This is a genomic window from Cellulosimicrobium sp. 72-3 (assembly GCF_013127315.1).
In the GTDB taxonomy this organism is placed as follows: Bacteria; Actinomycetota; Actinomycetes; order Actinomycetales; family Cellulomonadaceae; genus Cellulosimicrobium; species Cellulosimicrobium funkei.
Genome location: NZ_CP053419.1, coordinates 2235785 through 2261983, shown reverse-complemented (window position 1 = coordinate 2261983; position 26199 = coordinate 2235785). Strand labels below are relative to the sequence as shown.

Here is a 26199-nt window from a genome sequence, read left to right as displayed (position 1 = left end):
GCGCCGCGCGCGTCTCGGGGGCTGGGCCGTGGTCATCGTCACTCGGGGGCGGCTCTACGATGGCAGGTACCTCCCTGTCAACGGGTCGGCCCGAACCTGTGGGTGCACGCCGGCCGACCGGCCCGGCAGGGGGCGGGACGACACGGGGAGTGGTGGGACGATGACGGTGCTGGACGACATCGTCGCGGGTGTGCGCGAGGACCTCGCGGCACGCCAGGCGACGACCTCGCTCGACGAGCTCAAGGAACGAGCCGCCCGCGTCCCCGGTGCGCTCGAGTGCGTGAGCCGCCTCAAGGCGGACGACGCCGTGGCCGTCATCGCCGAGGTGAAGCGGTCGAGCCCCAGCAAGGGTGCGCTCGCGTCCATCTCCGACCCGGCCGAGCTCGCGGGGGAGTACGAGAAGGGCGGCGCGGCCGCGATCTCGGTGCTCACCGAGCAGCGGCGGTTCAACGGGAGCCTCGCCGACCTCGACGCCGTCCGGGCGCGGGTCGACGTCCCGGTGCTCCGCAAGGACTTCGTCGTGACGCCGTACCAGGTGTGGGAGGCGCGCGCGCACGGCGCGGACATCGTGCTCCTCATCGTCGCCGCGCTCGAGCAGACGGTGCTCACGTCGCTCGTCGAGCGCGTGCACTCGCTCGGCATGACCGCGCTCGTCGAGGTCCACACGCTCGACGAGGTGACGCGCGCGCTCGACGCCGGGGCGCGGGTCGTCGGCGTGAACTCGCGCGACCTCAAGACGCTCGACGTCGACCGCACGACCTTCGCGCGCCTCGCGCCCGCGATCCCCGACGAGGTCGTCCGCGTGGCCGAGTCCGGCGTGCGCGGGCCGCACGACGTCATGGACTACGCCCGCTCCGGCGCGCACGCCGTGCTGGTCGGCGAGGCGCTCGTGACCGACGACGCGCCGCGCTCGTCCGTCGCCGACCTCGTCGCGGCCGGGTCGCACCCGTCGCTGTGGTCCGTGCGGCCCTGAGGCACGACGGCACCGTCCGTCACGTCGCAGGCGCCGCGCCCCGGCCCAGCACACCCCACCACGCAGGAGGACCGGCCCCGTGCCCGACTCGACACCATCGACCACCCCTCCGAGCGGCGCGCACTCCGTCCGCGCCGACCTGACGCGCTCCCTCGCGACCCAGGAGGGTCCCTACTTCGGCGAGTTCGGCGGGCGCTACGTGCCCGAGGCGCTCGTCGCCGCCCTCGACGAGCTCGAGACCGAGTACCGCAAGGCGCTCGACGACCCGGCGTTCGTCACCGAGCTCGCGCGCCTGCAGCGCGAGTACACCGGCCGCCCGAGCCCGCTCACCGAGGTGCCCCGCTTCGCGGAGCACGCCGGCGCCTCGCGCGTGTTCCTCAAGCGCGAGGACCTCAACCACACCGGCTCGCACAAGATCAACAACGTCCTGGGCCAGGCGCTGCTCGTCAAGCGCATGGGCAAGAAGCGCGTGATCGCCGAGACGGGCGCCGGCCAGCACGGCGTCGCGACGGCGACGGCCGCGGCCCTGCTCGACCTCGAGTGCGTCGTCTACATGGGCGAGGAGGACACGCGGCGCCAGGCGCTGAACGTCGCGCGCATGCGCCTCCTCGGCGCCGAGGTCGTCCCCGTGACGATCGGCCAGCGCACCCTCAAGGACGCGATCAACGAGGCGCTGCGCGACTGGGTCGCCAACGTCGACACGACGCACTACCTGCTCGGCACCGTGACCGGGCCCCACCCGTTCCCCGAGATGGTGCGCGAGTTCCACCGCGTCATCGGCGAGGAGGCGCGCACGCAGATCCTCGACCGCATCGGGCGTCTGCCCGACGCGCTCGCCGCGTGCGTGGGCGGCGGCTCGAACGCGCTCGGGCTCTTCAACGCCTTCCTCGACGACGAGGGCGTCGAGCTCTTCGGCTTCGAGGCCGGGGGCGAGGGCATCGAGACGGGCCGCCACGCGGCCCGCTTCAGCGGCGGCGCGCCGGGCGTCCTGCACGGCGCGCGCTCGTACCTCCTCCAGGACGAGGACGGCCAGACCCTGCCGAGCCACTCGGTGTCGGCGGGTCTCGACTACCCGAGCGTCGGGCCGGCCCACTCGTGGCTCCACGACCTCGGCCGCGCGACGTACCTGCCCGTGACCGACGCCGAGGCGATGGACGCGTTCCGGCTGCTGTGCCGCACCGAGGGGATCATCCCCGCGATCGAGTCGGCCCACGCCCTCGCGGGCGCGCTGCGGATCGGGCGCGAGGCCGCGGCCGCGGGCCGCACCGACCACGTGATCCTCGTGAACCTCTCGGGGCGCGGGGACAAGGACGTGGCGACCGCCGCCCGGTGGTTCGACCTCGTGGACGACGACGCGATCGCCGAGACGGCGACGGGCACGGAGGGACAGCTGTGAGCGCCGCCCAGACCCAGGACGCACCCGGGGCGTCGACGCCGGGGACGGCGTCGGCCACCGCCAGCCGCCTGCTCGAGCTGCGCGCGGAGGGCCGCGCGGGGCTCGTCGGCTACCTGCCCGTCGGCTTCCCGACCGTCGAGCGCTCCGTCGAGGCGGCGCTCGCGCTCGTGGACTCGGGCGTGGACGTGCTCGAGCTCGGCATCCCGTACACGGACCCCGTCATGGACGGCCCGGTGATCCAGGCCGCGGCCCAGGCGGCGCTCGACGGCGGCGCGCGCGTCGCGGACGTCTTCCGCGTCGTCGCGGCCGTCACGGAGCGCACGGGCGGGCGCGTGCCGGTGCTCGTCATGACGTACTGGAACCCCGTGCTGCGCTACGGCGTCGACGCGTTCGCGCGCGACCTCGCTGCGGCCGGGGGAGCCGGGCTCATCACGGCCGACCTCGTCCCCGACGAGGGGCGCGCGTGGCTGGACGCCGCCGAGGCGCACGGTCTCGACCGCGTGTTCCTCGTCGCGCCGAGCTCGACGCCGGAGCGCCTCCGGCTCACCGCGCGCGCGTCGCGCGGCTTCGTCTACGCCGCCTCGACGATGGGCGTCACGGGCGTGCGCGCCGCCGTCGGGCCCCAGGCCGCGCGGCTCGTCGCCGACACGCGCGCGGCGGGCGCCGAGCTCGTCTGCGTCGGCCTCGGCGTCTCCACGGCCGAGCAGGCCGCGGAGGTCGCGCGCTACGCCGACGGCGTCATCGTCGGCTCGGCGTTCGTCCGGCCCCTGCTGGGCGACGCCCCGTGGGACGAGCGACTCGCCGCGCTCCGTACGGTCGCCGCCTCGCTGGCGGCCGGGGTGCGGTCCGCCCGTCAGGAGCAGCCCGGCACGACGGCGCCCGGCGGGGTGGTCGCATGAGCGCCGCGCTCGCCGTCGGGCAGCTCGTGGAGGCCGCGGGCGTCCTGCCCGCGGCGATCCCGAGCCCGCCCCAGCACACCTGGTACCTCGGGCCGTTCCCGATCCGCGCCTACGCGCTCGCGATCCTCGCCGGGATCGGCGTCGCCCTGTGGCTCACGCGGCGTCGCTGGGTGGAGCGCGGGGGAGAGGCCGACGACGTCCTGGAGATCGCGTTCTGGGCGGTCCCGTTCGGGATCGTCGGCGGGCGGCTCTACCACGTCTTCTCGACGCCCGACCCGTACTGGGGCCCGAACGGGGACCCCGTCCGCGCGCTGTACGTGTGGGAGGGCGGCCTCGGCATCTGGGGCGCGGTCGCGCTCGGCGCGGTCGGCGCGTACATCGGGTGCCGTCGCCAGCGCGTGAGCTTCCCGGCGTTCGCCGACGCGCTCGCCCCGGGGCTGCTCCTCGCGCAGGCCGTCGGCCGCCTCGGCAACTGGTTCAACCAGGAGCTGTTCGGCTCGCCCACGACGCTGCCGTGGGGCCTGCGGGTCGACGACTCGGTCGCCGCCGCGGCCGGCTACCCGCCGGGCACGCTGTTCCACCCGACGTTCCTCTACGAGATGGTCTGGAACATCGCCGCTGCCCTGCTCCTGATCTACCTGGACCGTCGGTTCCGGCTCGGTCATGGTCGGGTATTCTGGCTCTACGTCTTCGTCTACACGCTCGGTCGGGTGTGGATCGAGATGCTGCGCATCGACGAGGCCGAGCTCGTCCTCGGTCTCCGGCTGAACGTCTGGACCTCGATCCTGGTCGGTGTCGGTGCGTTGGTAGCGTTTATCGTTGTCGGGCGTCGCCACCCCGGGCGCGAGGAGACGGTGTCCCTCGACGCGCCGGGCGAGGCGCCCGCCACGGAGCCCACGGAGCCGGTCGAGGAGTCGACCGACGCCGCGGACCCCGAGAAGACCGCGGACTCCGACGACTCGGAGGAGTCCGAGCAGGCAGATGCCGCGCGACCAGACCCCGGTCGCTGAGCCTCCGTCACTTAACGGCGAATCCGCCGGGCGACCGCCCGGTGGTTCCGTCATGTCCACCAGGGCCGACGACGTCCCGAACCCCCCCAGCTGGAACCAGCCCGGCCGTCTCGGTCGGGCGCCTGTGAGGACGGTGTTGATGACCACGCCGCAGTATCGGGACGCGCACCGGGCACCCGCCCTGTCCGCCCCTCCCACGGCATCCGGTCTGTACGACCCCGCCGCCGAGCACGACGCGTGCGGCGTCGCCTTCGTGGCGACGCTCCGCGGCACGCCCGGACGCGACATCGTGGACGCGGGGCTCACGGCCCTGCTCAACCTGGACCACCGCGGCGCGGTGGGCGCCGAGGAGAACAGCGGCGACGGCGCGGGGATCCTCACGCAGATCCCCGACGCCTTCGTGCGCGACGTGGTCGACGCCGAGCTCCCGCCCGCCGGGCACTACGCCATCGGCATGGCGTTCCTCCCGCAGGACCCCGAGGCGGCCGCGACCACGGCCCGCGCGGTCGAGGCGATCGCCGCCGAGGAGAAGCTCGAGGTCCTCGCCTGGCGCGACGTCCCCGTGACGGCCGACCTCGTGGGCCCGAGCGCGCGCGCCTCGATGCCGCTGTTCCGTCAGGTCGTCGTGGCCGACCCGTCGCGCGAGCTGGCCGGCGTCGACCTCGACCGCCGGACGTACCGCCTGCGCAAGCGCGCGGAGAACGAGCTCGGCCTCTTCTTCGCGTCGCTGTCGGCCCGCACGCTCACCTACAAGGGCATGCTCACGACGGCGCAGCTCGAGCCGTTCTTCCCGGACCTGTCCGACCCGCGGTACGCGAGCGAGATCGCGCTCGTGCACTCGCGGTTCTCGACGAACACGTTCCCGTCCTGGCCGCTCGCGCAGCCGTTCCGGATGATCGCGCACAACGGCGAGATCAACACGGTGCGCGGCAACCGGAACTGGATGGCCGCGCGCGAGGGCACGCTCGCGAGCGACGCCCTCGGCGACCTCGCGCCGCTGCTCCCGGTCTGCTCCGACGGCTCGAGCGACTCGGCGAGCTTCGACGAGGTGCTGGAGCTGCTGCACCTGTCGGGCCGCTCGCTGCCGCACGCCGTGCTCATGATGGTCCCGGAGGCGTGGGAGAACCACGCCGAGATGGACCCGGACCTGCGCGCGTTCTACGAGTACCACTCGACGCTCATGGAGCCGTGGGACGGCCCCGCGTGCCTCAACTTCACCGACGGCACCCTCATCGGCGCGGTCCTCGACCGCAACGGCCTGCGCCCCGGGCGCTACTGGGTCACGGAGGACGGCCTCGTCGTGCTCGCGAGCGAGGCGGGCGTGCTCGACCTCGACCCCGCGACGATCGTCCGCAAGGGCCGTCTCGAGCCGGGCCGCATGTTCCTCGTCGACACCGGCCAGGGCCGGATCATCGAGGACGAGGAGATCAAGTCGCAGCTCGCGGCGCAGCGCCCGTACGCGCGGTGGGTCGCGGAGAACGCGGTCTACCTCGACCAGCTCCCCGAGCGCGAGCACGTCGCGCACAGCCCCGCGTCGGTCGAGCGCCGCCAGCGTGCCTTCGGGTACACGCAGGAGGAGCTCAAGGTCATCCTCACCCCGATGGCCAACACGGGCGCCGAGCCCCTCGGCGCCATGGGCACGGACACGCCCATCGCCGTCCTCGCGAAGCGCCCGCGCCTGCTCTTCGACTACTTCACGCAGATGTTCGCGCAGGTCACGAACCCGCCGCTGGACGCGATCCGCGAGGAGCTCGTCACGTCGATCGGCGGGGCGATCGGCCCCGAGCCGAACCTGCTCGTCGACACCCCGGAGCACGCGCGCAAGCTCATGCTGCCGTTCCCGGTGCTCGACAACGACCAGCTCGCGAAGATCATCCGCGTCGACAAGGACCCGAACCTCGCGGGCGTCTTCCGCGCCGTGACGATCAAGGGCCTGTACCGCGTCGCGGGCGGCGGCGAGTCGTTGCTCGCGCGGCTCGAGGAGATCTTCGCCGAGGTCGACGCGCACGTCGCGGCCGGCGCGAGCTTCATCGTGCTGTCGGACCGCGACTCGGACGCCGAGCACGCGCCGATCCCGTCGCTGCTGCTGTCGAGCGCGGTGCACCACCACCTCCTGCGGCGCCACACGCGCACGCAGGTGTCGCTCGTCGTCGAGGCGGGGGACGTGCGCGAGGTGCACCACGTCGCGCTCCTCATCGGCTACGGCGCCGCCGCGGTGAACCCCTACCTCGCGATGGAGACCGTCGAGGACCTCGCGCGCCGCGGCTACCTCGCGGTCGACCCGGCCAAGGCCGTCGCGAACCTCATCAAGGGCCTCGGCAAGGGTGTCCTCAAGGTCATGAGCAAGATGGGCATCTCGACCATCTCCTCCTACCGCGGCGCCCAGGTCTTCGAGGCCGTGGGTCTCTCGCACGACCTCGTGCAGGCGTTCTTCACGGGCACGACGTCGCGCCTCAGCGGCATCGGGCTCGACGTCGTCGCGGCCGAGGTCGCGGCGCGCCACGTGGACGCGTACCCGCGCTCCGGCAACCACCGCCCGCACGTCCGTCTGACCACGGGCGGCGAGTACCAGTGGCGCCGCGACAGCGAGGAGCACCTGTTCGACCCGGAGACGGTGTTCCGCCTCCAGCACTCGACGCGCGAGCGCCGGTTCGACATCTTCCGCGAGTACACGCACCGCGTGGACGAGCAGTCCTCGCGGCTCATGACGCTGCGCGGCCTCCTCGAGCTGCGCGAGGGCGAGCGCCCCGCGGTGCCGCTCGACGAGGTCGAGCCCGTGAGCGAGATCGTCAAGCGCTTCAACACCGGCGCGATGTCGTACGGCTCCATCTCGGCCGAGGCCCACGAGACCCTCGCGATCGCGATGAACCGCCTCGGTGGTCGGTCGAACACGGGCGAGGGCGGCGAGGACCCCGAGCGCCTGTACGACCCGGAGCGTCGCTCGAAGGTCAAGCAGATCGCGTCGGGCCGCTTCGGCGTCACGAGCGAGTACCTGACGAACGCCGACGACATCCAGATCAAGCTCGCCCAGGGCGCCAAGCCCGGCGAGGGCGGTCAGCTGCCGGGCCACAAGGTGTACCCGTGGGTCGCGAAGACCCGGCACTCCACGCCGGGCGTCGGCCTCATCTCGCCGCCGCCGCACCACGACATCTACTCGATCGAGGACCTCGCGCAGCTCATCCACGACGCGAAGAACGCGAACCCGGCGGCGCGCGTCCACGTCAAGCTCGTCTCCGAGTTCGGCGTCGGCACGGTCGCGACGGGCGTGTCCAAGGCGCACGCGGACGTCGTCCTCATCTCGGGCCACGACGGCGGCACGGGCGCGAGCCCGCTGACGTCGCTCAAGCACGCGGGCACGCCGTGGGAGATCGGCCTCGCCGAGACGCAGCAGACCCTCGTGCTGAACAACCTGCGCGACCGCATCGTCGTGCAGGTCGACGGGCAGATGAAGACCGGGCGCGACGTCGTCGTGGCCGCGCTGCTCGGGGCCGAGGAGTTCGGCTTCGCGACCGCGCCGATGGTCGTCTCGGGCTGCGTCATGATGCGCGTGTGCCACCTGGACACGTGCCCGGTGGGCGTCGCGACGCAGAACCCGGAGCTGCGGGCCCGCTTCACGGGCAAGCCGGAGTTCGTCGTGAACTTCTTCGAGTTCATCGCGGAGGAGGTGCGCGAGTACCTGGCGCGCCTCGGGTTCCGGAGCATCGAGGAGGCGATCGGCCACGTCGAGTACCTCGACACGCGCCAGGCGATCGACCACTGGAAGGCGCAGGGTCTCGACCTCGCGCCCATCCTCGAGAAGCCCGTCCCCGTCGAGGGCGCGTCGCTGCGGAACACGACGACGCAGGACCACGGCCTCGAGAAGGCGCTCGACAACCAGCTCGTCGCGCTGGCCGAGGACGCGCTGGAGCGGCGTGAGCCGGTGCGGATCTCGCTGCCGGTCCGCAACGTCAACCGCACGGTCGGCACGATGCTCGGCCACGAGGTGACCAAGCGCTTCCGCGGCGAGGGCCTGCCGGACGACACGATCGACGTGACCCTCACGGGGTCCGCCGGCCAGTCGCTCGGGGCCTTCCTCCCGCGCGGCGTCACGCTGCGCCTGTTCGGGGACGCGAACGACTACGTCGGCAAGGGCCTGTCGGGCGGGCGGATCGTCGTGCGGCCGGACCGCAACGCGGTCCTCACCGGGTCGAGCAACGTCGTCGCCGGGAACGTCATCGGCTACGGCGCGACGTCGGGCGAGATCTTCCTGCGCGGCCGCGTCGGGGAGCGCTTCGGCGTCCGCAACTCGGGCGCGACGCTCGTCGTCGAGGGTGTGGGCGACCACGGGTGCGAGTACATGACGGGCGGCACGGTCGTCGTGCTGGGCCCGACCGGGCGCAACTTCGGCGCCGGCATGTCCGGCGGCACCGCGTACGTGCTCGACCTGCGCGAGAGCGCCGTGAACACGAGCGCGCTCGCGACCGGCGAGCTCGGGCTGAGCCCGCTCGAGGACGCCGAGGTCGCGCTCGTCGAGCGGCTCGTCCGCCGTCACCACGAGGAGACCGGATCGCCGCTCGCGGCCGAGCTGCTCGAGGACTTCGCCACGGCGGTGCAGCGCTTCACGCGCGTCCTGCCGACCGACTTCGCCCGCATGCGCTCGGCGCTCGAGAAGGCCGAGTCGGCCGGTCTCGACCCGGCCGCGCCCGGCGTGTGGGACCAGATCTTGGAGGTGGCCCGTGGCTGACCCCCGCGGATTCCTGAAGGTGCGGGAGCGCGAGCTCCCGCCGAACCGCCCGGTGGCCGTGCGCCTGCGGGACTGGAAGGACGTGCACGCGCACCTCGAGGAGGGTCAGCCGTTCCTCAAGGAGCAGGCGGGCCGCTGCATGGACTGCGGCATCCCGTTCTGCCACCAGGGCTGCCCGCTCGGGAACCTCATCCCCGAGTGGAACGACCTCGTCTACCGCGAGCAGTGGGCCGACGCGATCGACCGCCTCCACGAGACGAACAACTTCCCGGAGTTCACCGGTCGCGTGTGCCCGGCGCCGTGCGAGTCGAGCTGCGTGCTCGGCATCAACCAGCCGCCCGTGACGATCAAGAACGTCGAGGTCTCGATCATCGACGAGGCGTTCGAGCGCGGGTACGTCACGCCCCAGGTGCCGCAGCGGCTCACGGGCTTCACGGTCGCGGTCGTCGGGTCCGGTCCTGCCGGGCTCGCCGCCGCGCAGCAGCTCACGCGCGCCGGGCACACCGTCGCGGTGTACGAGCGCGACGACGCCGTCGGGGGCCTGCTGCGCTACGGCATCCCCGACTTCAAGCTCGAGAAGCACCACATCGACCGCCGCGTCGCGCAGATGGAGGCCGAGGGCACGCGGTTCCGCCCCGGCGTCGAGATCGGCGTCGACATCACGTGGGACGACCTGCGGGCGCGCTACGACGCCGTCGTGGTCGCGACCGGTGCGACGGTGCCGCGCGACCTGTCGGTGCCCGGGCGCGAGCTCGGCGGCATCCACTTCGCGATGGACTTCCTGCACCAGGCGAACGCGGTCGTGGCGGGGCACGAGGTGCCCGACCAGATCACGGCCACCGGCAAGCACGTCATCGTCATCGGTGGCGGCGACACGGGCTCGGACTGCCTCGGCACCTCGCTGCGCCAGGGCGCCGCGAGCGTCACGACGCTCGCGATCGGCAAGCAGCCGCCGCTCGAGCGGTCCGCGACCCAGCCGTGGCCGACCGACCCGATCGTGTTCGAGGTGTCCTCGTCCCACGAGGAGGGCGGCGAGCGCGAGTTCCTCGCGTCGACCGTCGCGTTCCTCGGCGACGAGAACGGGGCCGTGCGCGCGCTGCGCGTCGCGGAGACCGAGTACCTGCCCGACGGCCGTCGCGTGCCCAAGGAGGGCACCGAGCGCGAGATCCCCGCGGACCTCGTGCTCGTCGCGATGGGCTTCACCGGACCGGAGACGGCTGCCCTCACGACCCAGACCGGCGCGGACCTCACGGGGCGCGGCCTCGTGGCGCGCGGCGACGACTTCGCGTCGTCGCTGCCCGGGGTCTTCGTGGCCGGCGACGCCGGTCGTGGGCAGTCGTTGATCGTGTGGGCGATCGCCGAGGGGCGGGCGGCGGCGGCATCCGTCGACGCCTACCTTCAGGGAGGGACCGAGCTGCCCGCGCCCGTGCGCGCGAACACCGTGTCCTTGCGCGCTTGACGTGCACCCCGACGTCGGATGTCCGGCGCCGGGACGATGAGCGGGGCATCCTAGGGAGGGGCACCCCGCGACGACCGGCTCCTGGCCGGTCGGAAGACTAGAGGCTGGAGATATGCGCAGAGCAAAGATCGTCTGCACCATCGGACCCGCGACCGAGTCGAAGGAGCAGCTCCGCGCGCTCGTCGACGCGGGCATGGACGTGGCGCGGATCAACCGCAGCCACGGCAGCGCCGAGGAGCACGCGGCCGTCTACCACGGCGTGCGCGAGGCCGCCGCCGAGTCGGGGCGCTCCGTGGCCGTCCTCGTCGACCTCCAGGGGCCGAAGATCCGTCTGGGCCGCTTCGCGGGCGACGAGAAGCACTGGCTCGAGGAGGGTGACACCTTCACGATCACGACCGAGGACGTCGTCGGGACCAAGGAGCTCGTCTCCACGACGCACAAGGGCCTGCCGGGCGACGCCCGCGTCGGCGACCCGATCCTCATCGACGACGGCAAGGTGCTCGTCCGCGTCACCGCCGTCGAGGGCCCGCGCGTCGTCACGCGCGTCGAGGTCGCCGGCCCGGTGTCGAACAACAAGGGCCTGAACCTCCCGGGTGTCGCGGTCTCCGTGCCGGCGCTCTCCGAGAAGGACCAGGACGACCTGCGCTGGGCCCTCGCGCTCGGCGCGGACATCATCGCGCTGTCGTTCGTGCGGTCCGCGAAGGACTTCGAGGACGTCAAGCGGATCATGGACGAGGAGGGCCGCACGGTCCCCGTCGTCGCGAAGATCGAGAAGCCGCAGGCCGTCGAGAACCTCGCCGAGATCGTCGACGCGTTCGACGGCGTCATGGTCGCCCGCGGCGACCTCGCGGTCGAGCTCCCGCTGGAGCAGGTGCCGCTCGTCCAGAAGCGCATCGTCGAGCTCGCGCGTCGCAACGCGAAGCCCGTCATCGTCGCCACGCAGGTGCTCGAGTCCATGACGAACTCGCCGCGCCCGACGCGCGCCGAGGCGTCCGACTGCGCCAACGCCGTCCTCGACGGCGCCGACGCGGTCATGCTCTCGGGCGAGACGAGCGTGGGCGAGTACCCGATCCTCACGGTCCAGACGATGGCCCGGATCATCGAGGCGACGGAGGAGGCGGGCCGCGAGCGCATCGCGCCGCTCGGCTCGACGCCGCACACCCGCGGTGGCGCCATCACGCGCGCGGCGGCCGAGATCGGCGAGATCCTCGGTGCGAAGTACCTCGCGACGTTCACGCAGTCGGGCGACTCGGCGCGCCGCATGTCGCGCCTGCGCTCGTCCATCCCGCTGCTCGCGTTCACGCCGCGCGAGCACGTGCGCAACGTCCTGTCGCTCACGTGGGGCACCCAGACGTACCAGGTGCCCGAGGTGGAGAACACCGACGCGATGGTCGGCCAGGTCGACACGACCCTGCAGGCCAACGGCCTCGCCGAGGTCGGCGACCTCGTGGTCGTCGTCTCCGGCGCCCCCGTGGGCCAGCCGGGCACGACGAACTCGATCCTCGTGCACAAGATCGGCGACCACTCCGACACCCGGAACTGACGTCCGGAGCTCTCACCGGAGCTGACGCCGCGCGCCCGCCACGGGCGCTCGTGCTGCCCGACGGCGGCGCCCCCTGCGCGGGGGCGCCGCCGTCGGTCGTCCTACGGGTGCGGGAAAGCCCGCGACACGGCCCCCGGCGCGCCCCTACCCTCGCGGGATGCGAGCCGTGCCTGCGTCCCTGGACCCCGCGGTCGTGCGTCGGGTCGACGCGCGGCTGGACGCCGTCGTGCGCGACGAGGGCGTCGCGGTCCCGCTCGCGGTGGAGAGCGGCAGCCGCGCGTGGGGGTTCCCGTCGCCGGACTCGGACTACGACTGCCGCTTCGTGTACGTGCGCCCGGGGGCCGACTACCTCGACCCCTGGCCGCGGCGCGACGTCGTCGAGACGCCGCTCGACGCGGTGCTGGACGTCAACGGGTGGGACCTCGTCAAGGCCGTGCGGCTGCTCGTGCGCGGGAACGCGACGCTGCTGGAGTGGCTGCGCTCGCCGATCGTCTACCGCGGCGACCCCGCGTTCCGCGCGGACCTGCTCGCGCTCGCCGAGCGGGTCGTCGACCGCGACACCGTGCGGCGCCACTACCTGCACGTCGCGCTCGGCCAGCGGGAGCGCTGGTGGACGGCGGACGACGTGCCGCTCAAGAAGCTCTTCTACGTCCTGCGCCCGGCCGCGACGCTGCGCTGGCTGCGCGTGCGGCCGGACGCCGTCCCGCCCATGCGCCTCGCGACGCTGCTCGACGAGGGCGAGGCACCGAGCGCGGTGGTGCAGGAGGCGTCCGGGCTCGTCGCGCTCAAGGCGGTCTCGCGCGAGATGGGCGCGGGCCCCGTCCCGGCCGTGCTCCGCCGGTTCGTCGACGACGAGCTCGCCGCCGCCACGGCGGCCGTGACGGTGGCGGGGGCCGGGGCCCTGACCGCTCGCTCGGTGGCGGGGGAGTTCTTCCGGTCGGCGGTCGCGCGGCACGGCCCGGCGGGGTCGCGGTCGACGACGGCTGCGGGCGCGCCGGGCGCCGCGTCGGGGGAGTGGCGGTGACCGACGGGCGCGCGCCTCGCTCGAGCGAGCGCGGCGGGTCGGCCCTACCCTCACGTGGGTGACCAGCGACCAGATCGAGGACGTCGACCAGGACCTGTACGCGGCGGCGAGCGACCCCGACGCCGACGGCGCGGCGGCCGCCTCGCGCGAGGCGACCTTCCGTGCGCTCGTCGCGCGCCGCGACGCGCGCGAGACCGCGGAGGCGGCCGCCACCGTGTGCGAGCAGGTCCAGCAGGTGGCGGAGGCCGCCGCACGCAGCGCGCAGGACGCGCTGACGTCCGCGACCGTCGCGCACTCCGCCGCTCTCCTCGGCGACGAGGCGATCGCCCGGCAGGCGGCGCGCGACGCGAGCGCCGCCGCCCGGGAGGCCGCGCGCGAGGCGGTCGTGCTGGACGCGGCGCGGCCCGAGCTCTAGACACCACCGGTTCGTGCGCGCGGCGCCCGTCGTCCGTCCGTGCCGTCCCCAGTCCCGAGTCCCGAGTCCCGCGGCGCCGCTCGTCCTCGCCCTCTACCCTGGTGGCCCAGCGCTCGGCGACCGCTCGGTGCTGACCATCCAGCCACCGGTCGACGGTGGGAGAGCGAGGTCCGTCGTGCCCCGAGCGCACCGGCGCGGGCGCTCCTCGGGGAGCGCGGTCCTTCCGGCCCTCCAGGAGCGGTACGACCTGATCGACGGGGTGCGGGTGTACTCCGTCGTGGCGGAGCCGGACCGGACGGACTGCCCGGAGGGTCGCGCCGTACCCGCGGACGTGGTCCTCGTGCACGGGCTCGCGCTGTCGACCCGGTACCTGGAGCCGGGCGTCCGCCGGCTCGGGACGGACCGCCGCACCGCCGCACTGGACCTGCCGGGCGTCGGGCGCAGCGGCCGCCCGCCGCACCTGCCGTCGATGGCCGAGATGGCGGACGTCGTGGCCCGCTGGATGGACGGGCTCGACATGACGGGCGCGGACGTCGTCGGGCACTCGTTGGGCTGCCAGATCGTCAGTCATCTCGCCGCGGAGCGGCCCGACCTGGTCCGGCGGGTCGTCCTCGTCGGCCCTTCCCGGGACCCGGAGCACCCCCGGTGGTGGCAGAGCGCGTGGCGCCTGCTCCTCGACGGCCCGCGCGAGAGGTGGTCGCTGCTGCCGATCGCCGTCGTGGACTACCTGCGTGCCGGTCCGGTCGCGGCGGTGCGGGCCCTGAAGCAGGCGCGCCGCGCCGAGGTCAGCCACCTGGTGCAGAGCATCACGCAGCCCGTCCTCGTGGTCGTCGGGGACCGCGACCCGCTCGTCTCGGGGACGTGGGCCCGCCGACTCGTCGACGCGCTGCCCGACGGGCGGCTCGTCACGGTCCCGGGGGCTCCGCACGGGCTGCCGTACTCCAGCGTGGAGTCCTTCGTCACGACGACGCGGGACTTCCTCGACCGCGAGGAGCCGTGACGTCGAGCACCGTACGCCTGCCGAGATGAGGGGTGCCCCGGGTGGGATTCGAACCCACACTGGATCGGGTTTGAGCCGAACGCCTCTGCCGGTTGGGCTACCGGGGCCGCGCGCGGAGGTGTCCAGCCGGGCTCCGCCGCGCGGGCACCATCGAACCACACGCGCGCGCCTTCACGAGAATCACACTCCTCGGAGGGTGAAACGCGGGGGCGGCACCCGGTGCGGCGCACTACGATGAGTCCCGTGAGTGACCAGACAGCGCAGCCCGAGGACAAGCAGCCGCTCGACCTGCCCCCGATGATCGAGCCCGAGCCCGCCGCCACCCCCGCCCCGTCGGGTCGCGCCGCGCGCCGCGCCGTCGTCGCGGAGGACGAGGCCCTGATCCGTCTCGACGTCGTCGAGACGCTGCGGGACGCCGGGTTCGACGTCGTGGGTGAGGCCGGCGACGGCGCGACGGCGGTGAAGCTGGCGCTCGAGCTCAAGCCCGACGTCGTGGTCATGGACGTGAAGATGCCCGAGCTTGACGGCATCTCCGCGGCGGAGCAGATCGGCAAGGCGCACGCCGCCCCGGTCGTCCTGCTCACGGCGTTCTCGCAGGCGGAGCTCGTCGAGCGGGCGCGCGACGCCGGCGCCATGGCGTACGTCGTCAAGCCGTTCACCCCGGCGGACCTGCTGCCCGCGGTCGAGATCGCGATCTCGCGCTACTCGCAGATCTCGGCCCTCGAGTCCGAGGTGGCCGACCTCGCGGAGCGCTTCGAGACGCGCAAGCGCGTCGACCGCGCGAAGGGCCTGCTCATGACGAAGATGGGCCTGTCCGAGCCGGAGTCGTTCCGCTGGATCCAGAAGACGTCGATGGATCGCCGCCTCACGATGCGCGAGGTCGCGGACGCCGTCATCGAGCAGGTCGGCGGCGCCTGAGCCGCCCGCCGCGCCCGGTGCGCCGCGCGGGGGTCCTGATCAGGACCTTTGTCACGGGGCTCCGGGCGGGCTATCGTCTTGGACTGGCGTCCAGCAGTTCCGGGGCGGTGAACACGGTCGCCACGTAGTGCTCATGTCGACGGCCGACGGTGCTGTCCGAGCGACGTGGACCTTCTCACGCCCCACGTCCCTCGGTGCCGCCGCCGGTCCCACGGTGCGAACGAGGAGGAGCGCAGTGCGCCCAGCAGTGGAGGTCAGGCCCGCGGTCGGTGACGACCTGCCGGGGATCGCTGTGCTGTGCTCGGAGGCACGCCGCGAGTCGGCGTCCGTGGCGCAGATCTGCGCGCCCGACGAGGACCGCCTGGTCCGGCACCTGTCGGTGCTGCTCACCCTGCCCGGCGGCAACGTGCTCGTCGCCCTGCACGACGGCCGCCCCGTCGGGTTCGTCCTGGCTCGCGTGCTCGACCCGCACCTGTTCGCGGACGAGCCGAGCCTGTACGTCGAGGCGGTGTACGTGGGGGAGGACGCCCGGCGCCGCGGCGTGGGCCACGCGCTCCTCAGCGCGACGGCCGAGCTCGCCGCGTCGTCCGGCGCGACGCACGTCTACTCCGTGCCCATCCCCGGTTCCCGCGGCGTGCAGCGCTTCCTCGCGCGACTGGGCTTCGGCCCCGTGGCCGGGCACCGCGTCGTCTCGACGGCGGTCCTGCAGCGCCGGCTCGCGGCCGACCTCACCCCGGCCCGCCGGGGCACCCGCTCTCTCGAGGACCTCATCGCGCGCCGTCGGCGCGCCCGCACCGAGACGATGTCGGGGCCGGTCGACCTGCGCGAGTTCCAGGCCGAGTACAACAGCCGCGCGGGCGTGGTGACGCAGGCCGACACCCGCGAGACCCTGCCCGGCTGAGCCGGGCTCCCGCGCCCTGCGACCGGCGTCGCCCGGTCAGCCCTGCGCGAGGATCATGCACGTGAGGCGCGCCGTGCACACGCGGCGACCCTCGTCGTCGGACACGACGATCTCGTAGCTCGCCGTCGTGCGCCCGCGGTGCACCGCCACCGCCTCGCCGTGCACCCAGCCGTCGCGCACGCCCCGGTGGTGCGTCGCGTTCACCTCGATGCCGACGGCCGCGCGCCCGGGCCCGCCGTGCAGCTGCGCGGCGATGGACCCCAGCGTCTCGGCGAGGACGACGGACGCGCCCCCGTGCAGCAGCCCCGCGGGCTGCGTGTTGCCCGCCACGGGCATGCGTGCGGTGACGCGGTCGGCCCCCACCTCGCCCAGCTCGATGCCCATGCGCTCAATGAGCGTCCCCTCGGTGCGCAGGCCCATCGCCTCGTAGGCGTGACGCGGGACGTCGGGTGTCGACGGGGTGGCGGGGGTCGGCGTCCCGGTCGGGGCGGCGTTCTGGTCGGAACCGTGCGTGTGGGTCATGGGCGATAGGTTGGCACCCGTGACGACCTCCGCGCGACCTCGCCTCCTGCTCATCGACGGACACTCCATGGCCTACCGCGCGTTCTTCGCGCTCCCGGCGGAGAACTTCTCGACGACCACGGGGCAGCACACGAACGCGGTCTACGGGTTCACCTCGATGCTCATCAACCTCCTGCGGGACGAGGAGCCCACGCACGTCGCCGTCGCGTTCGACGCCGGGCGCCAGTCCTTCCGCACCGAGATCCTGCCCAGCTACAAGGGCACGCGGGAGTCCACCCCCGAACCGTTCCGGGGCCAGGTGCCGCTCATCAAGGAGATCCTGGAGACGCTGCACATCCCGACGCTCGAGCGCGAGGGCTACGAGGCGGACGACATCTTCGCGACCCTCGCGACGCAGGGGGCCGCGGCCGGGATGGAGGTGCTCGTCTGCTCGGGGGACCGGGACTCGTTCCAGCTCGTCGGCCCCGACGTCACGGTGCTCTACCCGAAGAAGGGCGTCTCCGAGCTCGCGCGCATGGACAGCGCCGCCGTCGTCGAGAAGTACGGCGTGCCGCCCGAGCGCTACCCGGACCTCGCCGCCCTCGTCGGCGAGACGTCCGACAACCTGCCGGGCATCCCCGGCGTCGGTCCCAAGACGGCCGCCAAGTGGATCACGGCGTACGGCGACCTGGACGGCCTGCTGGACCACGCGGACGAGATCAAGGGCAAGGCGGGGGAGAACCTGCGGGCGCACCTCGACCAGGTCCGCCTCAACCGGCAGCTCAACGCGCTCCTGCGCGACCTCGAGCTGCCCGTCGGCCCCGACGACCTCGCGACCCGTCCCTGGGACCGCGAGGCCGCCCACCGCGTGCTCGACGCCCTGGAGTTCCGCGCCCTGCGCGACCGGCTCTTCGCGATCGCCCCCGAGGGCGAGGTCGCGGCCGAGGCGGGGTTCGACGTCGCGCTCGCCGACGTCCTGCCGGGGGGCCTGGGCGCCTGGCTGGCCGAGCACGGCACGCGCCCGCTGGGCGTCGAGGTGGCCGGCAAGGTCGTGCCGGGCGGCGGGGACGCGTGGGGCCTCGCGGTGTCCGACGACGCCGGGGCGGCCGTCGCGCTCGAGCTCGCCGACGTCGCAGGCGCCGACGACGAGGCGCTCGCCGCGTGGCTCGCCGACCCGGAGCGACCCAAGGTCGTGCACGGCGTGAAGTCGGCCTGGCACGAGCTCGCGGCGCGCGGCTACGACCTCGCGGGCGTCACGTTCGACACCGAGCTCGCCGCGTACCTGTGCCACCCCGACCAGCGGGGGTACGACCTGGGCGACCTCGTCGTGCGGCACCTGCACCGCGAGCTGCGCCCGGACACGGAGGCGGGCAACGACGCGCAGGGCGCGCTCGACCTCTCGCTCGACGGCAGCGGCGAGCAGGAGCGCGACGCGGTGCGCGCGCTCGCCGTCGCCCAGCTCGGCGAGGTCCTCGCGGGCGAGCTCGAGGACCGGGGGGCCACCACGCTCCTCGCCGACCTCGAGCTGCCGCTGTCCCAGGTGCTCGCGCGCATGGAGCAGCGCGGCATCGCGGCGGACGTCACGTACCTGCGCGAGCTCGAGCAGCACTTCGGCGACCTCGTCGCGACCGCCGCGTCGGAGGCCTACGCCGTCATCGGGCGCGAGGTGAACCTGGGCTCCCCGAAGCAGCTCCAGGAGGTGCTGTTCGACCAGCTCGGGATGCCCAAGACGAAGAAGATCAAGACGGGCTACACGACCGACGCGTCGGCGCTCGCGGACCTCTTCGTCAAGACGCAGCACCCGTTCCTCGAGCACCTGCTCGCCCACCGCGACGCGTCGCGGCTGCGCCAGACGGTCGAGGGGCTGCTGAAGTCCGTCGCCGACGACGGCCGCATCCACACGACGTTCCAGCAGACGATCGCGGCGACGGGCCGGCTCAGCTCGACCGAGCCGAACCTCCAGAACATCCCGATCCGCACCGAGGCGGGCCGGCGCATCCGGCGCGCGTTCGTCGTCGGCGAGGGCTACGAGACGCTCATGACGGCCGACTACAGCCAGATCGAGATGCGCATCATGGCGCACCTCTCGGGCGACGAGGGTCTCATCGAGGCGTTCCGGTCCGGGGAGGACCTGCACTCCTACGTCGGGTCGCGCGTGTTCGAGGTCCCGGCGGCCGAGGTCACGCCCGCGATGCGCTCGAAGATCAAGGCGATGTCGTACGGCCTCGCGTACGGGCTGTCGGCGTTCGGGCTCTCGCAGCAGCTCACCATCGAGGTGGGCGAGGCCCAGAAGCTCATGGACGACTACTTCGAGCGCTTCGGCGGCGTGCGCGACTACCTCACGGGCGTCGTCGACGAGGCGCGGGCCACGGGCTACACGGCCACCATCCTCGGGCGCCGCCGGTACCTGCCGGACCTCACGAGCGACAACCGGCAGCGCCGCCAGATGGCGGAGCGCATGGCCCTCAACGCGCCGATCCAGGGCAGCGCGGCCGACATCATCAAGGTCGCGATGCTCAACGTGCAGCGCGCGATCGACGAGCGCGGGCTGCGCTCACGGCTGCTCCTCCAGGTGCACGACGAGCTCGTGGTCGAGGTGGCCCCGGGAGAGCGCGACGCCGTCGAGGAGGTGCTGCGCACGCAGATGGGTGCCGCAGCGGACCTCGACGTGCCGCTCGACGTCTCGGTCGGCGTCGGCGCCACGTGGCACGAGGCGGGTCACTGACCCGCGCGTGTCAGCCCGGGAGGCGCGTGCGGAAGATCGCCGTCCCGGGCAGGTAGGCGCCGCGCACCGGTCCCCATCCGCCCCACACCTCGGCGTTGTCGGCGGGCCACTCGGGCTCGACGACGTCGCGCAGCTCCAGCCCGGCGGCGACCACCTCGCGCACGTGGTCGCCCAGGGTGCGGTGGTATTCGGCGTAGACGACACGGCCGGCCGCGTCGGTCTCGACGTAGGGCCGGCGGTCGAAGTAGGACCGGTTCGCGGTCAGCCCGTGCTCGCTCGGGTCGTCGGGGAACGCCCACCGGGTCGGGTGCGTCACCGAGAACGTCCACGTGCCGCCGGGCCGCAGCACGCGCGCGACCTCGCGGTGGACGGCCGCCGCGTCGGGCACGAACGGGATCGCGCCGAACGAGGTGAACGCGACGTCGAACGTGGCGTCGGCGAACGGGAGCCGGCGCGCGTCGGCCTGGACGGCCGGGACGCGCACGCCCGTCGCCCGGTCCAGCGCCGCCCCCGCGGCGAGCATGCCGCCGGACACGTCCGTCGCGACGACCTCCGCCCCCTGCGTGACGAGCCAGCGCGAGCACTGCGCCGCGCCCGCGCCGACCTCGAGCACCCGGCGCCCCGCGACGTCGCCGAGCAGCCGCGCGTCCCGCTCGCGCAGGCCCTCCGGGCACCAGCAGAAGTCCGCCGCGCCGAGGAAGGCCCCGTGCTCGTGGAGGTACTCCTGCGCGTTGGCGTCCCACCAGCCGCGGCCGGCGCGGCCGCCCTCGGTCGCGGGCACGTCGCGGTAGCCGGCGTCGGCGGTCGGACCGGGGGTCGCGCCCGAGGGCGCGACGACGGGCGGCTCGGGCGAGGAGGACGCGCTCATGCCCCCATTCTCCCGGTCCCGCCGCACGGCCCGTCCGGTCGGGACCTTGGTCGTCGGCGTGCCCGCGGACCGGGACGGGCGATGACCCGTCGCGCGGGGGTGGCTAGGGTTGAGGGCGACGCGGTGCCGCGGAGGTCGGCACCTCCGTCGACGCCCGGCATGCGCGCGAGGCCGCGCGACGCGACGACGAGACGGAGGAACAGGTGCGCATCGGACTTCTCACCGGCGGGGGCGACTGCCCCGGGCTGAACGCGGCGATCCGGGCCGTGGTCAAGCAGGGGACGGGGGAGTACGGGCACACCATCATCGGCTTCCGCAACGGCTGGCGCGGCGTCGTCGACGGCGACGTGCACCCGCTCGGCCGTCAGGACATCCGGAACGTCCTGCCCGTGGGCGGCACGCTGCTCGGCACGGCGCGGTTCCACCCGCGCGAGGAGGACGGCAGCATGGACGCCGTGCTCGCGACGGTCGAGGCCGAGCACCTCGACGCGCTGATCTGCATCGGCGGCGACGGCACGCTGCACGCGGCGAGCCGTGTCGCGGAGGCGGGCGTGAAGATCGTCGCCATCCCCAAGACGATCGACAACGACGTCGAGGGGACGGACCTGTCGATCGGGTTCCACACCGCCGTGAACATCGCGACGGAGGCGCTCGACCGCGTGCACACGACGGCGGAGAGCCACAACCGCGTCATGGTGGTCGAGGTCATGGGCCGCCACGCCGGCTGGATCGCGGTCAACGCGGGCATCGCCGGCGGCGCCGAGGTCGTGCTCGCGCCGGAGCAGCCGTTCGACATCGACCAGGTCGTGAAGTTCCTCCGCCACCGGCACCGCGCGCACGCGAACTTCTCGATCGTCGTCGTGGCCGAGGGCGCCGTGCCGCGCGAGGGGTCGTCGATGGAGTTCACGCAGCAGCTCGGCCGGTTCGGGGAGATCGTCGCCGGCTCGATCGGGGAGCGGGTGAGCGCCGAGATCGCGGAGCGCACCGGGTTCGACACCCGGCTCACGGTGCTCGGCCACGTGCAGCGCGGGGGCGAGCCCACGCCGACCGACCGGATCCTCGGCAGCCGCTTCGGCGTCGCGGCCGTGGACGCCGTGAGCGCGGGGACGTCGGGCGTCATGACGGCGCTGCGGGGCGAGCGGGTCGAGCTCGTGCCGCTCGCGGAGGTCGCGGGCCGGCCGAAGCGGGTCCCGGAGGAGCTGCTGCGGGTCGCCCGCGTGCTCGCGTGACGCGGAACCGGTAGTCGGGACGCCCCGGCTGGGCGCGCAAGACGCGTTGACCGCCGGGGTGACACCCGGATAAGGTGGACGGCGGTGCGCTGCGCCTGCCTACATCCCGAGCCACGACGTCGACCACGACGCCGGAGCGTCCGGGGGCGTCGGCGGGAGACGCGCCGAAAACCCTACCCGCTCGACTACACCTGTCCGCATCGGAGCATCGAACTCAATGACCATCTCTACCCCCGCGAAGTCCGCACCCCAGGTTGCCGTCAACGACATCGGCACCGAGGAGGACTTCCTCGCCGCCGTTGACGCGACCATCAAGTACTTCAACGACGGCGACATCGTCGAAGGCACGATCGTCAAGGTGGACCGCGACGAGGTCCTCCTCGACATCGGCTACAAGACCGAGGGCGTCATCCCCTCCCGCGAGCTGTCCATCAAGCACGACGTGGACCCCGGTGAGGTCGTCAACGTCGGCGACGCGGTCGAGGCCCTCGTCCTCCAGAAGGAGGACAAGGAAGGCCGTCTGATCCTGTCCAAGAAGCGCGCCCAGTACGAGCGCGCCTGGGGCACGATCGAGAAGATCAAGGAGGAGGACGGCGTCGTCACCGGCACCGTCATCGAGGTCGTCAAGGGTGGTCTCATCCTCGACATCGGCCTCCGTGGCTTCCTCCCGGCCTCCCTGGTGGAGATGCGTCGCGTCCGCGACCTCCAGCCGTACGTCGGCAAGGAGATCGAGGCGAAGATCATCGAGCTCGACAAGAACCGCAACAACGTCGTCCTCTCGCGCCGTGCCTGGCTCGAGCAGACGCAGTCCGAGGTCCGCTCCACCTTCCTGCAGACCCTGCAGAAGGGCCAGGTGCGCCCCGGTGTCGTCTCCTCGATCGTCAACTTCGGTGCGTTCGTGGACCTCGGCGGCGTCGACGGCCTCGTGCACGTCTCCGAGCTGTCCTGGAAGCACATCGACCACCCGTCCGAGGTCGTCGAGGTCGGCCAGGAGGTCACGGTCGAGGTCCTGGACGTCGACTTCGACCGCGAGCGCGTCTCGCTGTCGCTGAAGGCGACGCAGGAGGACCCGTGGCAGACGTTCGCCCGGACCCACGCGATCGGTCAGGTCGTCCCGGGCAAGGTCACCAAGCTCGTCCCGTTCGGTGCGTTCGTGCGCGTCGAGGACGGCATCGAGGGCCTCGTGCACATCTCGGAGCTGGCCGTGCGCCACGTCGAGCTGCCGGAGCAGGTCGTCAACGTCGGTGACGAGGTCTTCGTCAAGGTCATCGACATCGACCTCGAGCGCCGCCGCATCTCGCTGTCGCTCAAGCAGGCCAACGAGGGCGTGGACCCGGAGTCGGACGACTTCGACCCCGCGCTCTACGGCATGGCCGCCGAGTACGACGAGCAGGGGAACTACAAGTACCCCGAGGGCTTCGACCCGGAGACCAACGAGTGGCTCGAGGGCTTCGAGGCGCAGCGCGAGGCGTGGGAGGCGGAGTACGCCAAGGCGCACGAGCGCTGGGAGGCGCACCGCAAGCAGGTCGCCGAGGCCGTCAAGGCCGACTACGACGCCGCGTCGGGCGAGACCACGAGCTCCTCGAGCTCGTCGTCCTCCAGCACGTCCTACTCGTCGGCCCCGGCCGCCGAGGCGACGGGCACGCTCGCGTCGGACGAGGCGCTCGCCGCGCTCCGCGAGAAGCTCACGGGCAACTGACCCGGCCGGCGGCCCCGCGCGGGACGCCACGCTGAGCAGACGAAGGCCCGCCACCCCTCGGGGTGGCGGGCCTTCGCCATGTCCGGCACGTGCCCGGGCACTCACGGCGCCGACCAGGTGGTCCTGGTCCGTCAACGGCCCCGGACGAGCCAGGACCACCTGGTCGACGCCCCGGGACCGCCTGCTCGGCGGTCGGACGTCAGGCGGTCGCGGGCGCGGGCTCGGGGGCCGTGGCAGCGGCCGGGACGGTGGCCGGGTCGGTGCCCGACGGCGCGGGCGAGTCGGCGAACTGCGTCCGGTAGAGCGTGGCGTAGCGCCCGCCACGAGCCAGGAGCTCGGTGTGCGTGCCCGTCTCGACGACCCGGCCGGCGTCGAGCACGACGATGAGGTCGGCCTCGCGGACGGTGGAGAGGCGGTGCGCGATGACGAGCGAGGTCCGGCCGCGCAGCGCCTCGGCGAGCGCGGCCTGGACCGCCGCCTCGGAGTCCGAGTCGAGGTGCGCCGTCGCCTCGTCGAGGACGACGAGCTGAGGGGCCTTGAGGAACACCCGGGCGATCGCGAGGCGCTGCCGCTCGCCGCCGGACATCCGGTAGCCGCGGTCGCCCACGACGGTGTCCATGCCGGACGGCAGGGCGGCGACGACGTCCCACACGTGCGCGCGCCGCAGCGCGGACTCGAGCTCGGCGTCGGTCGCGTCGGGCTTGGCGTACCGCAGGTTCTCCGCGATCGAGTCGTGGAACAGGTGCGCCTCCTGCGTGACCACGCCGACGGCGTCGTGCAGGCTCTCCTGCGTGACGTCGCGCAGGTCGCGACCGGCGATCCGGACGTGGCCGGCGCTCGGGTCGTACATGCGCGTCACGAGCTGCGACACGGTGGTCTTGCCCGCGCCGGACGACCCGACGAGCGCGACCATCGCGCCCGCGGGCACGGAGAACGAGACGTCGTGGAGCGTGTCGGTGGTCGGGTCCGTGCCCTCGACGGCCACGGACTCGAGCGACGCGAGGGAGACCTCGGCCGCGCTCGGGTAGCGGAAGGTCACGCCGTCGAGCTCGAGGCTCGCGCCCTCGCGCGCGACGTCCGCGGCGAGGTCGTGGGCGTCGGGGGCGTCCGTGACGGTGGGCTCGAGGTCGAGCACCTCGAGCACGCGCTCGAAGCTGACGAGGGCCGTCATGACGTCGACCTGGACGTTCGACATCGCCGTCAGCGGGCCGTAGAGACGGCCCAGGTAGGCGGTGAGCGCGACGACCGTGCCGACGGTCAGCGAGCCCGAGATGGCCATGACGCCACCGAGACCGTAGACGATCGCGACGGCGACGGACGCGACGACCGTGAGACCGACGCGGAAGACCGTCCCGTACATGGCCTGGCGGACCCCGATGTCACGGACCCGGCGCGCCTGGGCGGCGAACCGTGACGACTCGCGGTCCGGGTCGCCGAACACCTTGACGAGATGGGCGCCCGCCACGTTGAAGCGCTCGTTCATCGTCTGCGCCGCCTCGGCGTTGAGCTCGTAGCTCTCCCGGGTGATCGCGGCGAGGCGCTTGCCGACCCAGCGGGCGGGCAGGACGAACGCGGGCAGGAGGGTGAGCGCGAGGAGGGTGAGCTGCCACGACATCGAGAGCATCGCGGCGAGCACGAACACGACGGTGAGCAGGTTGGAGAACACGTTCGACAGGGTCGACGTGAACGCCTGCTGGGCGCCGAGGACGTCGCCGTTGAGGCGCTGGACGAGCGCACCGGTGCGCGTCCGGCTGAAGAAGGCGAGCGGCATGCGCTGGACGTGGTCGAAGACCGCGGTGCGCAGGTCGACGATGAGCCCCTCGCCGATGCGGGAGGAGAACCAGCGCTGCGCGACGCCGAGCGCGCCGGAGAGCACGGCGAGGCCGGCGGCGACCGCCGAGAGCGCGACGACGAGGCCGACGTCGCCCGCGGTGATGCCGTCGTCGATGATGCGCTGGAACAGGAGCGGGGTGACGGCACCGGCGGCGGCGTCGACGGAGATGAGCACGAGGAACGCGGCGAGCTGGCGCCGGTAGGGCCGGGCGAACGTGAGCACCCGGCGGATCGTGCCGCGGTGCAGCCGCCGGGAGGTGACGGAGGCGTCCTGGCGGAAGGAGCGCATGCCGCGCCCGCCGCCGGCGCCGGGGAGGGATGAGGGGAAGGACATGGGGCCTCCTGGGTGGGGGAGGGGCGCGTCGTCCGCGGCGGCGGTGGCCGTCCGGCGGGCGCGGTCCGGGGATCGCTCGCGCGACCACGATAGTGAGTCTAACTCACAATGAGCCGATACCACAAGTGGGCCCGGTCCCGGTACGCTCAGCCTCGTGACGACCGACGCGAGCCAGCCTGCCACGCCGGGCGCAGCCCCGGGCGGCCGAGCCACCTCCACCGACGAGGCGGGGGAGTTCCTCGCGCTCCTGCACGCCGCGCTGCGCAGCGTGCGCCGCGAGGCGAGCGAGCGGCTCGAGCCCGCGGGCACGACGCCCGGCCAGTTCCGGATGCTGCGCTTCCTCTCCCGCTGCGACGGCCCGTGCCGGCTCGGCGCGGTGGCGTCGGCGCTCGACGTCGCACCGCGCTCGGTCACCTCGAAGGTCGACGACGCCGAGCAGGCCGGTCTCGTGCGCCGCACCCCCGACCCGCAGGACCGTCGCGCCACGCTCGTCGAGCTGACGCCGCGCGGGCGCGAGGTCGTCGAGCAGGTCGGGGCGGAGAGGTCGTCGAGCGCGGGCACCCTGCTGGCCCGCCTGGACGCGCACGAGCGCGCCGAGCTGCTCCGACTGCTGCGCGCGGTCGCGGGCGAGCGGCCCGACGACGGCGAAGCGGCCGAGGGCGCCCCGGGGGCGGGGTCCTCCCGCTGAGCGGTGGCCGGACGTGGGGCCACCTCACGCCCCGACGCGGGGCGGTGCGCCGGCTGGCAGG

At 73.6% G+C, this 26199-nt stretch carries 19 protein-coding genes and 1 tRNA gene; 16 read left to right on the top strand and 4 right to left on the bottom strand.

Features of this window, described 5'->3' with window-relative positions; all coding sequences use genetic code 11:
- Positions 1-160: 160 nt before the first annotated feature.
- From trpC to HKK73_RS10220, 10 genes are all read left to right on the top strand, one after another.
- Positions 161-973 carry an indole-3-glycerol phosphate synthase TrpC gene (trpC, locus tag HKK73_RS10265; RefSeq protein ID WP_043651188.1) on the top strand — a complete coding sequence of 271 codons (813 nt, stop codon included), beginning with the start codon at positions 161-163 and terminating at the stop codon, positions 971-973.
- Between the two features lie 139 nt (positions 974-1112).
- The gene (trpB, locus tag HKK73_RS10260; protein WP_043651228.1) at positions 1113-2369 is read left to right on the top strand and encodes a tryptophan synthase subunit beta; all 1257 of its coding nucleotides are present in this window, start codon (positions 1113-1115) and stop codon (positions 2367-2369) included.
- Positions 2366-3268, top strand: a complete 903-nt coding sequence (gene trpA, locus HKK73_RS10255) for a tryptophan synthase subunit alpha (protein ID WP_081895742.1) — start codon at positions 2366-2368, stop codon at positions 3266-3268. The genes trpB and trpA overlap by 4 nt, the downstream gene beginning before the upstream one ends.
- Entirely contained in the window at positions 3265-4278 is a 1014-nt protein-coding gene (gene lgt, locus HKK73_RS10250; protein WP_085387877.1) for a prolipoprotein diacylglyceryl transferase, read from the top strand. The genes trpA and lgt overlap by 4 nt, the downstream gene beginning before the upstream one ends.
- A 139-nt stretch (positions 4279-4417) precedes the next feature.
- Positions 4418-9001, top strand: a complete 4584-nt coding sequence (gene gltB / locus HKK73_RS10245) for a glutamate synthase large subunit (protein WP_061267745.1) — start codon at positions 4418-4420, stop codon at positions 8999-9001.
- The gene (locus HKK73_RS10240) at positions 8994-10460 is read left to right on the top strand and encodes a glutamate synthase subunit beta (RefSeq protein ID WP_034651002.1); all 1467 of its coding nucleotides are present in this window, start codon (positions 8994-8996) and stop codon (positions 10458-10460) included. The genes gltB and HKK73_RS10240 overlap by 8 nt, the downstream gene beginning before the upstream one ends.
- Positions 10461-10572: 112 nt before the next feature.
- Positions 10573-12003 (top strand): pyruvate kinase, encoded by a 1431-nt coding sequence (pyk, locus tag HKK73_RS10235; protein ID WP_021480418.1) that lies wholly within the window; start codon positions 10573-10575, stop codon positions 12001-12003.
- A 157-nt stretch (positions 12004-12160) separates the two neighbouring features.
- The gene (locus HKK73_RS10230; RefSeq protein ID WP_171467935.1) at positions 12161-13027 is read left to right on the top strand and encodes a nucleotidyltransferase domain-containing protein; all 867 of its coding nucleotides are present in this window, start codon (positions 12161-12163) and stop codon (positions 13025-13027) included.
- Between the two features lie 58 nt (positions 13028-13085).
- On the top strand, positions 13086-13442 hold the full coding sequence (locus HKK73_RS10225; RefSeq protein WP_171467934.1) for a hypothetical protein: 357 nt from the start codon (positions 13086-13088) through the stop codon (positions 13440-13442).
- Between the two features lie 175 nt (positions 13443-13617).
- Positions 13618-14442 carry an alpha/beta fold hydrolase gene (locus tag HKK73_RS10220; RefSeq protein ID WP_171467933.1) on the top strand — a complete coding sequence of 275 codons (825 nt, stop codon included), beginning with the start codon at positions 13618-13620 and terminating at the stop codon, positions 14440-14442.
- A 33-nt stretch (positions 14443-14475) separates the two neighbouring features.
- On the opposite strand, the gene HKK73_RS10215 is transcribed toward HKK73_RS10220, so the two are convergent.
- A tRNA-Leu gene (locus tag HKK73_RS10215) sits at positions 14476-14549 on the bottom strand.
- A gap of 190 nt (positions 14550-14739) precedes the next feature.
- Between HKK73_RS10215 and HKK73_RS10210 the strand changes: the two genes are divergently transcribed.
- Both HKK73_RS10210 and HKK73_RS10205 read left to right on the top strand, forming a co-directional pair.
- Positions 14740-15360 carry an ANTAR domain-containing response regulator gene (locus HKK73_RS10210; protein WP_044144409.1) on the top strand — a complete coding sequence of 207 codons (621 nt, stop codon included), beginning with the start codon at positions 14740-14742 and terminating at the stop codon, positions 15358-15360.
- A gap of 235 nt (positions 15361-15595) precedes the next feature.
- On the top strand, positions 15596-16261 hold the full coding sequence (locus tag HKK73_RS10205; RefSeq protein WP_253705612.1) for a GNAT family N-acetyltransferase: 666 nt from the start codon (positions 15596-15598) through the stop codon (positions 16259-16261).
- A gap of 36 nt (positions 16262-16297) precedes the next feature.
- Here HKK73_RS10205 and HKK73_RS10200 read toward each other — a convergent pair whose 3' ends face one another.
- The gene (locus tag HKK73_RS10200; RefSeq protein WP_043651213.1) at positions 16298-16681 is read right to left on the bottom strand and encodes a hotdog fold thioesterase; all 384 of its coding nucleotides are present in this window, start codon (positions 16679-16681) and stop codon (positions 16298-16300) included.
- Positions 16682-16781: 100 nt separating this feature from the next.
- Between HKK73_RS10200 and polA the strand changes: the two genes are divergently transcribed.
- The gene (polA, locus tag HKK73_RS10195; protein WP_085387879.1) at positions 16782-19487 is read left to right on the top strand and encodes a DNA polymerase I; all 2706 of its coding nucleotides are present in this window, start codon (positions 16782-16784) and stop codon (positions 19485-19487) included.
- A 10-nt stretch (positions 19488-19497) separates the two neighbouring features.
- On the opposite strand, the gene HKK73_RS10190 is transcribed toward polA, so the two are convergent.
- Complete coding sequence (locus HKK73_RS10190) at positions 19498-20355, bottom strand: class I SAM-dependent methyltransferase (protein WP_034651011.1); 858 nt, start codon at positions 20353-20355, stop codon at positions 19498-19500.
- A 203-nt stretch (positions 20356-20558) separates the two neighbouring features.
- Here HKK73_RS10190 and HKK73_RS10185 point away from each other — a divergent pair, with 203 nt between their 5' ends.
- Both HKK73_RS10185 and rpsA read left to right on the top strand, forming a co-directional pair.
- Positions 20559-21584, top strand: coding sequence for a 6-phosphofructokinase (locus HKK73_RS10185; protein WP_034651013.1), 1026 nt, complete (start codon positions 20559-20561; stop codon positions 21582-21584).
- A 217-nt stretch (positions 21585-21801) separates the two neighbouring features.
- Positions 21802-23283 (top strand): 30S ribosomal protein S1, encoded by a 1482-nt coding sequence (gene rpsA / locus HKK73_RS10180; protein WP_021483115.1) that lies wholly within the window; start codon positions 21802-21804, stop codon positions 23281-23283.
- 199 nt (positions 23284-23482) lie between these two features.
- On the opposite strand, the gene HKK73_RS10175 is transcribed toward rpsA, so the two are convergent.
- Complete coding sequence (locus HKK73_RS10175) at positions 23483-25450, bottom strand: ABC transporter ATP-binding protein (protein ID WP_114552746.1); 1968 nt, start codon at positions 25448-25450, stop codon at positions 23483-23485.
- A 154-nt stretch (positions 25451-25604) separates the two neighbouring features.
- On the opposite strand from HKK73_RS10175, the gene HKK73_RS10170 reads away from it, so the two are divergent.
- The gene (locus HKK73_RS10170; RefSeq protein WP_085387880.1) at positions 25605-26138 is read left to right on the top strand and encodes a MarR family winged helix-turn-helix transcriptional regulator; all 534 of its coding nucleotides are present in this window, start codon (positions 25605-25607) and stop codon (positions 26136-26138) included.
- Positions 26139-26199 lie beyond the last annotated feature (61 nt).

Coding starts and splice junctions, on each gene's coding strand:
- rpsA (WP_021483115.1), top strand. CDS start 21,802: ATGACCATCTCTACCCCCGCGAAGTCCGCACCCCAGGTTGCCGTCAAC.
- HKK73_RS10210 (WP_044144409.1), top strand. CDS start 14,740: ATGATCGAGCCCGAGCCCGCCGCCACCCCCGCCCCGTCGGGTCGCGCC.
- pyk (WP_021480418.1), top strand. CDS start 10,573: ATGCGCAGAGCAAAGATCGTCTGCACCATCGGACCCGCGACCGAGTCG.
- polA (WP_085387879.1), top strand. CDS start 16,782: ATGGGCGATAGGTTGGCACCCGTGACGACCTCCGCGCGACCTCGCCTC.
- HKK73_RS10200 (WP_043651213.1), bottom strand. CDS start 16,681: ATGGGCCTGCGCACCGAGGGGACGCTCATTGAGCGCATGGGCATCGAG.
- lgt (WP_085387877.1), top strand. CDS start 3,265: ATGAGCGCCGCGCTCGCCGTCGGGCAGCTCGTGGAGGCCGCGGGCGTC.
- HKK73_RS10175 (WP_114552746.1), bottom strand. CDS start 25,450: ATGTCCTTCCCCTCATCCCTCCCCGGCGCCGGCGGCGGGCGCGGCATG.
- trpC (WP_043651188.1), top strand. CDS start 161: ATGACGGTGCTGGACGACATCGTCGCGGGTGTGCGCGAGGACCTCGCG.
- HKK73_RS10230 (WP_171467935.1), top strand. CDS start 12,161: ATGCGAGCCGTGCCTGCGTCCCTGGACCCCGCGGTCGTGCGTCGGGTC.
- HKK73_RS10190 (WP_034651011.1), bottom strand. CDS start 20,355: ATGAGCGCGTCCTCCTCGCCCGAGCCGCCCGTCGTCGCGCCCTCGGGC.
- gltB (WP_061267745.1), top strand. CDS start 4,418: ATGACCACGCCGCAGTATCGGGACGCGCACCGGGCACCCGCCCTGTCC.